The organism is Arthrobacter sp. R3-55 (genome assembly GCF_054161505.1).
In genome coordinates, this window is record NZ_CP096423.1 from 2,832,054 (window position 1) to 2,846,258 (window position 14,205).

At 63.7% G+C, this 14,205-nt stretch carries 9 protein-coding genes; 3 read left to right on the forward strand and 6 right to left on the reverse strand.

Going from position 1 to position 14,205, the window contains the following annotated elements:
• Positions 1 to 32: 32 nt before the first annotated feature.
• On the reverse strand, positions 33 to 2,720 hold the full coding sequence (locus M1D51_RS13125) for a bifunctional acetate--CoA ligase family protein/GNAT family N-acetyltransferase (protein ID WP_458106804.1): 2,688 nt from the start codon (positions 2,718 to 2,720) through the stop codon (positions 33 to 35).
• A 55-nt stretch (positions 2,721 to 2,775) separates the two neighbouring features.
• On the opposite strand from M1D51_RS13125, the gene M1D51_RS13130 reads away from it, so the two are divergent.
• Positions 2,776 to 5,292: a DNA gyrase/topoisomerase IV subunit A gene (locus M1D51_RS13130; RefSeq protein WP_458106805.1), complete on the forward strand. Its 2,517-nt coding sequence runs from the start codon at positions 2,776 to 2,778 to the stop codon at positions 5,290 to 5,292.
• 88 nt (positions 5,293 to 5,380) lie between these two features.
• Here the strand turns inward: M1D51_RS13130 and M1D51_RS13135 are convergent, their stop codons facing one another.
• Complete coding sequence (locus M1D51_RS13135) at positions 5,381 to 5,764, reverse strand: VOC family protein (RefSeq protein WP_458106806.1); 384 nt, start codon at positions 5,762 to 5,764, stop codon at positions 5,381 to 5,383.
• A gap of 129 nt (positions 5,765 to 5,893) precedes the next feature.
• On the opposite strand from M1D51_RS13135, the gene M1D51_RS13140 reads away from it, so the two are divergent.
• Positions 5,894 to 6,412 (forward strand): DinB family protein, encoded by a 519-nt coding sequence (locus M1D51_RS13140; protein WP_458106807.1) that lies wholly within the window; start codon positions 5,894 to 5,896, stop codon positions 6,410 to 6,412.
• A gap of 3 nt (positions 6,413 to 6,415) precedes the next feature.
• Here the strand turns inward: M1D51_RS13140 and M1D51_RS13145 are convergent, their stop codons facing one another.
• Genes M1D51_RS13145 through M1D51_RS13160 form a run of 4 tightly spaced genes read right to left on the reverse strand, consistent with a single transcriptional unit; the run spans position 6,416 to position 13,536 of the window.
• Positions 6,416 to 7,426 (reverse strand): N-acetyltransferase family protein, encoded by a 1,011-nt coding sequence (locus M1D51_RS13145; protein WP_458106808.1) that lies wholly within the window; start codon positions 7,424 to 7,426, stop codon positions 6,416 to 6,418.
• Positions 7,427 to 7,435: 9 nt separating this feature from the next.
• Entirely contained in the window at positions 7,436 to 10,837 is a 3,402-nt protein-coding gene (gene cydD / locus M1D51_RS13150; RefSeq protein ID WP_458106809.1) for a thiol reductant ABC exporter subunit CydD, read from the reverse strand.
• 7 nt (positions 10,838 to 10,844) lie between these two features.
• A complete protein-coding gene (cydB, locus tag M1D51_RS13155; RefSeq protein ID WP_458106810.1) occupies positions 10,845 to 11,924 on the reverse strand; it encodes a cytochrome d ubiquinol oxidase subunit II in 1,080 nt (359 codons plus the stop codon).
• A 19-nt stretch (positions 11,925 to 11,943) separates the two neighbouring features.
• Positions 11,944 to 13,536 (reverse strand): cytochrome ubiquinol oxidase subunit I, encoded by a 1,593-nt coding sequence (locus M1D51_RS13160; protein ID WP_458106811.1) that lies wholly within the window; start codon positions 13,534 to 13,536, stop codon positions 11,944 to 11,946.
• Between the two features lie 280 nt (positions 13,537 to 13,816).
• Between M1D51_RS13160 and M1D51_RS13165 the strand changes: the two genes are divergently transcribed.
• Positions 13,817 to 14,203 (forward strand): BlaI/MecI/CopY family transcriptional regulator, encoded by a 387-nt coding sequence (locus M1D51_RS13165; protein ID WP_011774471.1) that lies wholly within the window; start codon positions 13,817 to 13,819, stop codon positions 14,201 to 14,203.
• Positions 14,204 to 14,205 lie beyond the last annotated feature (2 nt).

Sequence of the window (14,205 nt, forward strand, 5' to 3'; positions counted from 1 at the left end):
GTGACTTCCTAACTGCGCGTTCCTCCCTGTGGCTAACTTCGCATCGCACGCCGCGCGCTGTCAGTTCGCTGCGCGGCGTTGCCAATCCAGACGTCGGCACCCAGGATTGTGGCTCCTGAGGGGCCGGCCAGGACGGGGTTGAATTCCACCAGCGCAATTCCCGGGTGGTCGTCCTTCAGCTTGGCCAGCCTGCCCGCTATGTCCTCCAGGGAAGCCACATCCACCGCGGGCAGCCCTTGGTAGCCGAAGAGCTTCCTGGAAGCGCGGGGCGACCTGATGATGTCGTGGAGATCAGCAGCCGAGAGCGGCGGCACCCTGTGCGCCCAGTCATCCAGGAGGTTTACGGCATCACCGGCCAACCCGAAGGAAAGCACGGGCCCCAGCAGTGGATCTTCCATGGCCCGGAAAGTGCAGGCCTGTCCCACCGGAGCCATGGCCTGGACCTCAAGGGCCGGCGATCCGTACGGTTCCAAAGCCCGCCTCATCTGGGCAACATTTTGGCGCAGCGATTCAGCGTCCTGAATATCGAGCCTGACACCGCCAAGGTCCAGCCGGTGCCGGAGGGCAGGGTCCGTGGTCTTCAGGACTACAGGCCAACCCACTGTGTCGGCGGCTTCCACGGCTTCTTCCGGTGTCACGAATCCGAGCGTGGGAACCACCTCGATTCCGTAGCCCGCAAGCAAGGTGGCGGCAGCACCGGCGTCGAGCTTCCTGATCTTTTCACCGGTGACGCCGGCCAGCATCGCCGTCAGTTTCTCGCGGGTGCCCTCTACGTCGCAGCCGTCCGGTTCAACGAACAAGCCCTGGTCCCTGTCGCGCCATTGGGCATAACCAACAATTGCCGCCAAAGCGGCCACGGCGGCGCCTGCATTGGAATAGCACGGAAGCACCGGCTTCCCTTCGGAACCCACCATCCCCTCGACCTGGACGGAAGGGTCCAGGATCCCGGTGAAAGCGGCAACAACAGGCTTCCCGGCCTCGGCAGCGCATTCTGCGAGGACACCGGCCAACGCTTCCACCGTAAGTCCCCGCGCAGGAAGAAGTGCGGCAATCACCGCGTGAACGGAGTCGTCGGCCAAACTTTCCATGAGGCTGGCCCGAAGAGCCGGAAGGGCAATCGACATCCCGGCGTCCAGATCAACGTCGGTGACGAGGCGGTTTACATCGAGCCCAAGGGGGGCGGCGCTGTCGGAAACCACTTTGCCCAGGGCCACCGAGTTGGAATAGACCGCGACGCCGGGACCTTTGGGCAGCGCCTGGGACGACACGATCTGGGCAATGTCCATGAGCTGCTCAATGGTTTCCACCCGGATGACGCCGGCCTGGCGCATCATGGCATCCACGGCGGCAGCAGGCGCCTGTGTGGTGCGGACCTCGTGTCCGGGCGGCAGGCTCAAGCCCGTTACGTCGGACTTGGCCACGATCACCGGCTTGCTTCGTGACAACCGGCGGGCCAGGCGGGAGAACTTGCGTGGATTGCCGATCGATTCCAGGTACAGCCCCACTGCCGAGGTATCGGCGTCGTCCTCCGAATACTGCATGACGTCGTTGCCTGAAACGTCGGCACGGTTACCGGCAGAGAGGAACGAGGACAATCCGAGCCTGCGCCGGCTGGCGGCAGCATAAACGGCAACACCTACAGCGGCAGATTGGCTGAACAGGCCCAGGCTTCCCCTTGGAGGCATGGTGGGGGCCATGGAGGCGTTCAGTGATACGGCAGGGTGGGTGTTCAGGATGCCTAGCGACTCCGGGCCGATCACCCGCATGCCGTTTGCCCGGGCCCGGCGCACCAGTTCATGCTGGCGCGCGAGGCCACGTTCGCCGTCGTCGGCAAATCCTGCGGTTGCCACCACGATCCCCTTGACACCGGCAGCAGCGCAGTCGTCCACCACCTTGGGAACTTCCTCGTACGGCACGGCGATGATGGCCAACTGCACCGGCCCGGGAATTTCCGATAACTTCCCGAACGAGACCATGCCGGCCAGTTCAAAGGCTTCGGGATTTACGGCGTAGACCGGGCCCTGGAACCCGCCTTCAATAATGTGTTCAAGCAACTGGTAACCAACGGTCCCCCACTTGCGACTGGCACCAATGACAGCCACCGACGACGGCGACAACAGGTCGCGCACACTGCGCGCCTCCGCGCGGTGCTCCCGGGATTCCATGACGGCCCGGGACTTCTCCGTGGGATCAATATTGAACTCAACGCTCACCACGCCGTCGTCGAACTGACGGGTGAGGTCATAACCGGCATCGGCAAAGACCATCAACATCTTCCGGTTGTCCGGCAAGACCTCTGCGGTAAAGCGCCGGATGCCGTTTTCACGGGCAGCAACGGCGAGGTGCTCAAGGAGGATCGAACCGATTCCGCGGCCCTGGTGGGCGTCCGAAATGTTGAACGCGACTTCGGCCTCGTCGGGATCATCCAGGCGGTCGTAGCGGCCAATGCCCATGATCTCGCCGCCGATGGTGATCACGAAGGCCACCCGGTTGATGTGGTCCACTTCGGTGAACCGCCGGACTTCCTTGCCGGAGAGCCGGGGCTTGAAGGAGAAGAACCGCATGTAGATCGACGCCTGCGACTGACCCGCATGGAACGCCTGCAAAGCCTCCGCGTCCTCGGGCCGTATCGGGCGAAGATGGGCGGTGCCGCCGTCGCGCAGGACGACATCAGCCTCCCAATATTCCGGATAAATGCCGACGCCGGGCTGATCCACCATAGGCTTAGCCTAGCTAAAACATCCGCAGTACAACTTTCAAGGATTTACCGACCCCATGGCCCGCAGCCAATCTTCCGCACGCAAAGCAGAGCCGCTCGGCGATTTCACCGAGAACATCGTTGATATTGACGTCACGTCCGAGATGGAAGGCTCCTTCCTGGAGTACGCCTACTCGGTGATCTACTCACGTGCCCTTCCGGACGCACGAGACGGCCTGAAACCTGTCCAGCGGCGCATCCTCTACATGATGGCGGACATGGGCCTGCGTCCTGACCGGGGGCACGTCAAGAGCGCCCGCGTGGTGGGCGAAGTCATGGGTAAGCTCCACCCGCACGGCGACGCCGCGATCTACGACGCCATGGTGCGCATGGCCCAGGATTTCTCCTTGCGCCTGCCGCTGATCGACGGCCACGGCAACTTCGGCTCGCTCGACGACGGTCCTGCCGCCCCCCGCTATACCGAGGCACGCCTGGCTGCTGCCGCGCTGACCATGACGGACCATCTCGACGAAGACGTGGTGGACTTCGTCCCCAACTACGACAACCAGCTGACCCAGCCGGATGTCCTTCCCGCAGCCTTCCCCAACTTGCTGGTCAACGGCACCACGGGCATCGCCGTGGGCATGGCCACCAATATGGCTCCCCACAACCTTGTCGAAGTCATTGCGGCCGCCCGCCATTTGATTGCACACCCGGAAGCCACCCTCGAGGACATCATGAGGTTTGTTCCGGGGCCTGACCTCCCCACGGGCGGCAGGATCGTAGGGCTGGACGGTATCCGGGACGCCTACGCCACGGGCCGCGGCTCCTTCAAGACCCGGGCCAAGGTGGAGGTGGAACAGCTCTCTGCCCGGCGCACGGGCCTGGTGGTCACTGAGCTCCCTTATATGGTGGGCCCGGAAAAGGTGATCGAGAAGATCAAGGATGCAGTCAACGCCAAGAAGCTGACAGGCATCAGCGATGTCGTTGACCTGACCGACCGCAATCACGGACTGCGCCTGGTCATCGAGCTGAAAAACGGCTTCAACCCCAATGCCGTCCTCCAGCAGCTGTACCGCTACTCGCCCATGGAAGACTCCTTCGGCATCAACAACGTCACCTTGGTGGACGGCCAGCCGCAGACGCTGGGACTGCTGCAGTTGCTGCAGGTGTACGTCAAACACCGCCTGAACGTAGTGCGCCGCCGTACCTCCTTCCGTCTTGGCAAGAAGAAGGACCGACTCCACTTGGTGGAGGGCTTGTTGATCGCCATCGTGGACATCGACGAGGTCATCCAGATCATCCGATCCTCGGACGAGGCATCAGCTGCGCGTGAACGCCTCATGTCCATATACGACCTCACCGAAATCCAGGCCAATTACATCCTGGAACTGCGCCTGCGGCAGTTGACCAAGTACTCCCGTCTTGAACTGGAAAAGGAGCAGGACGAGCTCCGCCGGGAAATCGAGGCACTCGAGGCCATCCTTGCCTCCGATGAGTTGCTCCGCGACCTCGTGTCCGGCGAGTTGGCAGTGATCGCCGAGAAATACGGCACACCGCGGCGCACCGTGTTGCTCGAATCCGAAGCAGTCTCCCCCACCGTGGCTGCGGCTCTCGCGGCTTCCACCGCTGGTCCAAAGGGCAAGGCGGCTGCGCTGCCCTTGGAGATCCCGGACGACCCCTGCTGGGCGCTGCTGAGCGTCTCCGGCCAGATTGCCAGGACATCGAACCAGGAACCGCTGGCCGAAGCGGGGCCGCGCGCCAAGCATGACGTCTTCCGTTCGGTGGTCAAGACCACCGCCCGTGGCGAGATCGGGGCGGTGACATCCCAAGGCCGCATGCTGCGTTTGCAGGTGATGGACATGCCCGTCCTGCCTCCGATGTCCGGCCTGCCGAACCTCGCCGGCGGTGTTGCCGCAAAGGACTTCATCACCTTGCTCAAGGGCGAAACACTGGTGGCGTTCGTTCCCCTCGATTCCATCCTTGCCATTGGCACGGCCCAAGGCGTCGTCAAGCGCGTTCAGCCGGACTACCCGCTGAACCGCGAAGACTGGGAGATCATTGCCTTGAAGGACAAGGATTCGGTCCTCGCGGTGGAACCGGCGCAAGAGGACGACGTCGATCTCGTCTTCGTCACGCGCCAGGCCCAATTGCTGAGGTTCAGTGCCTCCGCAGTCCGTCCGCAAGGGCGGACAGCAGGCGGCATGGCCGGTATCAAGCTGGCAGCCGGCGACGACGTGATCCACTTCGGCACCGTATGTGCCAACGATCCTGCCGCCGTCGTGGTCACTATTGCCGGAACCACCGGCGCCCTGCCGGGCACGGCACCGGGCACGGCGAAGGTCACCGCTTTCGAAGAGTACCCGGTCAAGGGCCGTGCCACCGGCGGCGTCCGGGCCCACCGTTTCCTCAAGGGCGAAGACACCCTTCTGCTGGCCTGGGCCGGACATGGCCCCGCGAAGGCGTCTTCAGCCGCAGGGGTTGCCCGGGCGCTTCCCCACGAACATGGCCGCAGGGACGGTTCGGGGGTACCGCTGTCACAGCCCGTGGAGGCAATCGGCCCCAGCATGGCATGGGCTGATCCCGCAGAATAACTGCAGCTTGGCCGAACAGCGCGGCAAAGGCCGGAGATCCTGGATCTCCGGCCTTTGTGCTGCCGTGGCCGGGAAGCCACCGCACGGGCTAGCCGGTTTGGTTGATGCTCAGTATGTTTCCCTCACTGTCGAGGAACCATGCTGCAGCGCTTCCATCAGGCATTGTGGCAATGCCATCCTCCGTCTTCAGGCCAGGGAAGTCGTAGTCTTCGAACTCGACTCCCTTGCCGCGCAGTTCCTGCACCGTGGCCCTGACATCGCTGACAGTCCAGCCCATTTGGGTGTTCTTGGCAGTCCCTGCATTGGACGTTTGATAGACAAAGAATCCGGTTCCGTCGCCGCACCTGTATTGAAGGTTGTCGTCGTCGTTCGGATTTTCGGGTTCCAGTCCGAGTTTTTCGCTGTAGTAAGAGCGCGCCCGGGCTATGTCCTGTGCCGGTAGGACGGCACCAACCTGCTGATCCTTGAGCATTGCTTTCTCTTTCCGGCTCTCCCCCCGGAACGAACTCTACTCTTGGGAGGCTCCGCAGGTCAGGGGAAAACGACACCATATTTCCTGGGCTGCACAGGGGTAGGGGCAGGTTCCGCTTAGACTGGCCGCATGCCGATCATCCCTGATGAAAAAGACTGGACCTGGGTCCTCTCGGAGCCTTGCCCGGAGTGTGGTTTCGACGCCGCCACGGTGACCCCTTCCACGGTTCCTGGCACCGTCCTGAACATGCTTCCCCGATGGCGGGCGGTGCTGCGCCGGGAGGATGCAGCCACACGTCCCAATGACCACACGTGGTCCAACCTGGAGTATGCATGCCACGTCCGGGATGTCTTCAGCCTCTTTGACCAGCGCCTGAACCTGATGCTTACCGAGGATGACGCCCGGTTTGCCAATTGGGACCAGGACCAGGCCGCGATCGAGGGCGAGTACGGTTCCGCCGATCCTCGGACGGTGGCGGACGAGCTGGAGTCAGAGGGCAAGGTGATTGCGGAGTCCTTCGCACGGGTTACCGAGGATGACTGGCAGCGTACCGGAACGCGAAGCAACGGATCATCTTTCACCGTGCTGACGTTCTCCCAATACTTCCTCCATGACGTTGTTCATCACCTGCATGATGTGGACGGCTAGGGGCTAGAGCATCTTCTCCCACGTCATGCTGCGGTTCACCGGCTCATAACCCATGCCCAGGTAGAGTTGCAGCGCCCCGGTGGGGTTGGCTGAGTCCACGTCCAGCGATGCCACATCCATACCGGCCAAGGCGTAGCGCTGCATCGCATCGGCGAGCAGTGCCTGGGCTATGCCCCGGCCACGGTAGGCGCGCCGTACGCCCAGGAGCTCGGTGTAACCCTCCTTGAATCCGCGGTCGGATGCGGAATCGGGGTCGAAACTGGTCAGTTGGTATCCGGCAACTTCGCCCGTCGCCGGATCAAGAACCACAGCGCTGAGATCATGGCGGGCGGTGGGTTCCTCGATGGTGAAGCGCCACGACTCTTCGTCCCGGGGTTCGCTGCCCCAATGGTCCCTGAAAGCATCGTTGTGCGCCAGGCGCACTGGTTCAAAGAGAGTGGGATCCAGCGGACGGATTTGCAAGCCTGCGGCCAGGGGAACCTCCGGCAGTTGCCGGGACAGGGGCCGGTGCATTTCGTTGAACCAGCGCACCGCGGCGTAGCCATGTCCCATGAGAAGTGTTTCTTGATGCTGGTGCTGCTCCTCCGTCTGGATGCGCATTCGTGCCGGCGCATCGGTGTGCCCGGCAGCTTGATCGGCGGCAAACCGCCCCCGGACCTGCTCTTCCTGCCACACCAGGACTGCGGAGCCGATTCCCCGCTGTTGCCATTGGGGATCAACGCACGCCATTCCCGTGGCTTTGTCGCCGTCGGGGTTCTTGACGATGCGTCCGTAGGCACGCGCCACCCCCTCGGCGTCCACGCCCAGCAAGGTGCTCGTCTCCGGCGGGTTCTTAGTGGACTCCAGGATGTGAAGCAAGTCGCCGCGCTTCTCGTACCAGACGGGATGTTCGACGGCGGCCGTCCGCGCTATCAGGCCTGCCCAGTTCTCGAGGTCCTCCAAGGTGGCGGGCCTCCATTGGAGGCCCGTTGTACGGGCATCGGGCGTGGCAGGGCTTGCAGCGTTGAAAGGCATGCCAACAGGCTACTGATGGGTAGGCTTTCCCACCAGTTCCGCCGCGCCATGGCTGTGTGTCTCCGCAGGGGTGGCCGCGGGGAGCTCCAGCCGTGCATCTGCCGGATCAATGTCCTCAGGGTTGTGCGTTACCAGAACCACCGTGACGTCCTTGAGGCCTTGGCGAAGGATCGCCATCATTTCCCGCGCAGACCCGGCATCCAGATGGGCGGTGGGCTCATCGAGCAGCAAGACCGAGGCTCCGGTCAGCAGCGTCCTTGCCATGGCCAGCCGCTGACGTTCGCCACCGCTGAGGAACGAGCCGCCGGGGCCGATGCGGGCATCGAGCCCGTCCGGCAGGGCCGCCACCACCACGTCAAGCCCGACGTCGGCCAGTGCCTTATGCATTTCAGCCTCACTGGGCTTTGCGGCAGCAGGACGGCTCAACAACAAATTCCCCCGGACGGTGGAGTCGAACAGGTGCGCTTCCTGGGGGCACCAGGCGGCAGCGCCCGTCAGCTTCGCTGTTCCCCGGGTGAGGGGCAGGAAACCCAACAGCACGGACAACAAAGTGGTCTTTCCCGCACCCGAGGGTCCCGTCACGGCAAGCCAACGGCCAGGTCCGGCCGAGGCGTTGATCCCGGCGAAGACATCCGGCCCGCCGGGCCACGCGGCCGTCGCGTCCTTCAACTCAAGCCCCGCCTTGCCGTCGCGGTCCGGGAGTGGCCGTGGGCCGTCGTCGGAGGGTGAATCGAGACCTCCTGTGGCAGGAACGTCCAAAGCCCCAGAGGCAGCAATCCGGCTCACGACGGCCCCGAGGGCAGGGGCTTGGCGTACCGCCGAAACGTTGCCGCTGAAGGCGTCCACCAGTGCCAGCAGCATCAGGACAATCACAGCTGCGAATTCCGGCGGAACTGCACCGTTGGTGATTGAAGGAGCGCTGAGGACCCCCGCCCATAGGGCTGCCAGCGAACAAGCCAGGACGATCACGGATTGGCCGAGGCCTTCAGCCCACGCGGAGCGCTGGGCCGAGAGGGTGGCGGCGCGGTCTTTGGTACGCAGATCCTTCAGGACCGGCCCGGTGACTCCGTTGGCCGTCAGTTCTGCCCGGGCATCCAGGGCTGCGGCCACTCCGTGGAGGACCACGGAGCGCATACGCTGTTCGGCCTTGGCTGCGTTCCGGTCGGCCAGGACGGCAAACAGCGGGGCGATGAAAAGCCCTGCCACCGCTGCCAGTGCCACAGCCGGCACGGCGGCAGGTAAAACCACGGCCGTGGCAATGATCGCCGCGGCACCCACCCCCCATGCGGTAATAGGGGGAAGCGTAACCCGCGGCAGGAGGTCCCGGAGGGTATCGACGTCATCGACGATTGCGCCAAGAACGTTGCCCCCTTGGAGAAGACGCCTCAGTGACAGTGCCCTGCGGCTCAATGTCGCCCACAGGGCCCCCCGGAGGCGGGTCATGGCAGCAAAGACGGCATCGTGGGTCAGGAGCCGCTCGCAATAGCGCAGCACCGCCCGGCCGATTCCAAAGAACCTGACGCCCACAATTGCGCCGAGCAGGTAGAGGATGGGAGGTTGTTCGCTGGCCCTGATGATCAACCAGCCGGACAAACCGGACAATGCCACCGCGAACAGGGCCGCCAGGACGGCGACGATCCCGGCTGCGGCGAATTTCCATCGCACTGGCTTGAGGATCTCCAGCAGGCGTTTCAAGCTACCGGCCCCTGCTGCGGACGGGGACACAACATCGATCAGCGAGGCCGGACTGCCTTGGCCAGCTGCAGCGTCCAGGGTGTTTCCGGTGCGCACAGGCGGAATCATGGGGGCATTCGGGAAGCGCTTTTTTCCCACGGTCACCACATTGTCCGCGAGCGCGCGGGTTGCGGCATCGTGGGCCACCAGGATCACCGTCACGTTGCCCCTGAGTGATTCGATGGCGTTCCGGACCACGCTGGCAGAGTAGGGGTCCAGGTGTGCGGTTGGCTCGTCGAGGAGCAGGACCGTGGCGCCTGCCTCCACGCGGGCCAATCCCCGGGCCAGCGCAACGCGGCGTAGTTCTCCGGGGCTCAGTTCGGCTGGATTCCTGGCTGCCAGGTGCGCGGCCTTTGCTTTCGACAGGACACGACGGGCGGCTTCGGCAGGATCGCCCTGGTACCCGTCAAGGTAGAGGGCCAGTTCTTCCTGGACCGTCCCTGCTGCCATGACGGGGTGCTGCGGTACCCAGGCCACGGACCCTTTTCCTGTTCCTGAGACGGTGCCCGCCACGGCAGCTCCCGGGCCCGGCCCGATCAGACCCGCTAGGACGCCAAGGACGGTGCTTTTCCCGGCACCGCTGTCGCCGTCCAGCGCAGTAATGCTGCCGTGCGGTGCGGTAAAGCCCAGGGGCCCGACGGCGGCGGCGGACCTGCCGCTGTAAGTTACGGCCAACCCCTCCACCACAACGCCCGGGAACGTGGCGGCGGATGTTGCAGGTACGGGCAATGGCTGGTGCGCGGGAGCGTTAAGGACAGTGTTGGTGGTTTCGAGCGCGGCCCGGCCGTCGTCGCTTGCGTGGTGGGCAGTACCTAGCTCCCGCAGCGGAAGGTAGCAGTCCGGGGCCAGGATGAGGGCCAGCAGGCCCGCTTCCAAGGCCATATCGCCGCCTACGAGCCTGACGCCGATGAATACGGCGACGACGGCCACGGAGATGGTGGCAATGAGTTCAAGTGCCAACGCTGACAGGAAGGCCGTGCGGAGGGTGCCCATGGTCCGGCTCCGGTATTGCTCCGAAATGTCTTCCAAGGCCGCACGTTGTTCACTGGCGCGTCCTAGCCCCACCAGCACCGGCAGGCCCTTGGCCAGTTCAAGAATGTGACCGGAGAGTTTCCGGAGGGTGGTTTGGGCATCCCGGACGTGGTCCTCCGTGTGGCGGCCGATAAGGACCATGAACAGCGGAACCAAGGGAACGGTCAGGACGATCACCACGGCGCTGACCCAGTCGGCAAAGAGGATCCTGGCCCCGATCAACAGCGGTACCGTGGCGCAATTGACCAACGCCGGAAGGTACTGCGTGTAATAGTCGTCCAGCGCATCCAGGCCGCGGGTGGCCAGGATCGCCAGGCCGCCGTCGTTCATTCCCGCTCCGAGCGGCGCTGCACCGTCAGACAGCGAGCGCCGCAGCAACTGCGCCCGCAGCTCTTCCTTGACGCCAAGGGCCGCCCGCCGGGAGGCAATGCCCTGCCCCCAGACCGTGAGGGACCTCAGGACCGCTCCCACAGCACCCCAGAGAAGTCCGGTGTTCCAGTCCCCCGTTCCGGAAGCGAGGCCTGCCAGCATCCCTGCTACGGCCTGCGCCATGAGCACCAGCGACAGTGCCTTGAGTGCGGACAGGAGCCCGATGCCGTAGAGAGCGGATCGGGTGGCCGGACCGGCGGGGAACACGGGTTTCATAAGGCGGTTAGTCTCCCTTGGTGCTGGCGGCCGGCTGGTTGTCTTTGGAGATCAGGACCTTGGCAGCAATGGCCGGAAGGAAACCGTGCGCTTCGGGAATGTGCGCCGCACTGACTCGCCGGCGGAACACCCAGTAGGTCCAGGACTGGTAGGCAATCACCAAAGGCAGTCCCACGGCCGCCACGATGCTCATCAAGCCCAGCGTGTAGTCCGAGGATGAGGCGTTTGAAATGGTCAGGTTGAACGCTGGATCAAGTGTGGAAGGAATCACCACGGGGAAGGCTGCCCCGAAGATTGAAGCAGTGGCGCAGACGATGAACCCGCCAAGGGCACCGAAGGCACGTCCTTCTGCCCCCGCCCGGGCCAACGTCCAGGCCAGGATGACTGCCACGGCTCCGGCCGCCACCAGCGCCCAGGTCCATGGCTTGCCGCTGAGGAACTGCACGGACACCATCCAGCCGAACATCGGCAGCACTGCGAGCGGTACCAACCGCACAAACCAGCTGCGGGCGCGGTGCCGCACGTCGCCGTCGGTCTTAAGGGCCAGGAACGCCAAGGCGTGCACCAGGGCGAACGCCACCACACCGAAGCCGCCGAGGAGTGCATAGCCACTGAACCAGGACATCGGGCCGCCACTGCGGTCGCCGTTGGCATTCAAGGGCAGCCCGGTGGTGGTCAGTGCCAACGCGGCGCCGATTCCAAAGGCGGCTACGAAGGAACCGACGGCAATCGCCCAGTCCCAGCGGTTGCGCCACCGCTGGGAGTCCACTTTGCCGCGGTATTCGAAAGCCACGGCACGGAAGATCAGCGCGGCCAGCACTGCCAGGAGCGGGAGGTAGAGAGCTGAGAACAGGGAGGCATACCAGAGCGGGAAGGCCGCGAAGGTGGCTCCGGCGGCAGTGAGCAGCCACACTTCATTGCCGTCCCACACAGGGCCGATGGTGTTCAGCAGTACGCGGCGGTCAGTGTTGTTGCGGGCGAACAGCTTCATCAGCATGCCGACGCCCAAGTCGAAGCCCTCCAGGAAGAGGTAACCGGTCCACAGCACCGCGATGGCCACAAACCAGATGGTTGGCAACAGTTCCATTGTCAGATTTCCCCTGTTCCTAGTAGGCGAATGCCAGGACGTCGTCGCCGGACTTGGCCGGACCGTCGTCGTTCTTGTCGTCATCGTCCGTATCACTGGCCGGGTGTGCCAGTTCCGGCATCGCCGAGGCCACGCCACCGCGGATGTACTTGACCAGTAGTTTCACTTCGACCACCAGCAAGATGGCGTAAATGGCGGTGAGGACCACCAAGGAGGTCAGGAGCTCACCGGCACTGACCCCCGGCGATACGGCGGCAGCAGTAAACATGAACACTTGGTCTATGCCGTTCATGTCCGGATTGGGTGCAACCACGAACGGCTGCCTGCCCATTTCAGTGAAGATCCAGCCGGCAGCATTGGCGCCGAAGGGTGCGAGGATGCCGAACACGGCAAGGCGCATCAGCCACTTCGATTGCGGTACCACGCCCTTGCGGGTCACCCAGAGAGCCAGCAAGGCGGCGAACGCAGCGATCCCGCCGAAGCCGATCATCATGCGGAAGCCCCAATACGTCACTTCCATGACGGGTACGTACTGGATTTCCTGGCCGGCGCGTTCGCCGTACAGCGGATTGTCCGGAAGATGGGTTCCGTACTTTTCCTTGTACTCGCCCAGCAGGCTGTTAACGCCTTTCACCTCGGTGGTGAAGTCCCCCTTTGCCAGAAAGGACAGGATGCCGGGTACTTCAATAACGGCAACAATGTCATCGCAGTTGGTGGCGCCGAGGTTGCCGACGCTCAGGACCGAGAACCCGGTGCCGTCGTGGCAGGCAGCTTCGGCGGCGGCCATCTTCATGGGTTGCTGTTCAAACATCAGCTTGCCCTGCAGGTCACCGGTAATGGCGGTCCCCGCGAAGGAGATCATGGCCACAACTGCACCGATCCTCAGGCTCTTCATCCACACGGTGTAATCGGACTTGTCCCGGCCCGGGATGGCAGCTTCCCCGGGAACCAGCTTGCCGTTGTTGTCCACGACGTCGATGCCATCGTGCCGGCGGCGCCACAGGTGGTACCAGGCGATGCCCAGGAGGAACGCGCCGGCAACTGCCAGCGCCCCAAACAGCGTGTGCGGGACGGCAACGAGGGCCGTGTTGTTGGTAAAGACTGCCCAGGCGTCTGTCATCACGGGCCGCCCGTCCACCATTTCCACGCCGACGGGGTGCTGCATCCACGAGTTCGCCACAATGATGAAGTAGGCGGAGAAGACGGAACCAATCACTGCAATCCACAGGCAGGCCAGGTGCACGCCGCGTTTGAGTTGCTTCCAGCCGAAGATCCACAGGCCCAGGAACGTGGATTCCACAAAGAACGCCAACAAGGCTTCCAGGGCCAGTGGCGCACCGAAGACGTCCCCGACAAACCGGCTGTACTCACTCCAGGCCATACCGAACTGGAATTCCTGGACGATGCCCGTGGCCACGCCCATGATGAAGTTGATGAGGAAGAGCTTTCCCCAGAACTTGGTCATCCGCAGGTACTCGGGCTTGCCCGTGCGGTACCAGATGGTCTGCATGATCGCCACCACCAGGCCCAGGCCAATAGTGAGGGGCACCATCATGAAGTGGTAGACGGTAGTGATACCGAATTGCCAGCGTGCGATTTCCAAGGCGTCCATAGCTGTCCTTTGTGCGGTCGACCGAAGTACGATGACGGTACTTCTACGTTGCGTAGAAAACTACTCTTCTACAAAGTGTAGAACAAATGGCGGGCGACGAAACCCATTCTTCAAGTGGCGTTACCCACGCGCAAGGGCTACCCGCAGGACACGGCGCGCCGATAGTTCTACCTCACGTAGAATGAAGAGCTGAAAAGCGGTAGATTTATGGTGGAATGTTGGATCATCGCTCCCGACAGCAGTCACCCTGCAGCGGGAAGCGGAAGGTAGGGACGTATAGATGGCAAGTCTTGGGGAACTGGAACGGGCAGTGATGGATCTGCTCTGGGCAGGCCAGGAGGCTGCAACTGCCAATACCCTGCGCGACCTCTTGGCGCAGGATTCCGAGGCCGGCGACGGCACTGCGGGACATCAGGGCAAGGACTTGGCCGTAACCACGGTTCTCACTGTCCTGTCGCGCCTGGAAAAGAAGGGGCTCGTGGAGCGTGAGCGCGGTACGCGTCCGCACCGCTACCAAGCCGTTTCCAGCCGCGCGGACCACACCGCCGAACTGATGCATGAAGTCCTGGGCTCCGCTCCGGACCGCGAGGCCGTCCTGGCACGCTTCATTGGATCCGTCACCGAAAGTGAAGCCGCTACCCTGCGCAAACTGCTCGGCTACAATTAGCC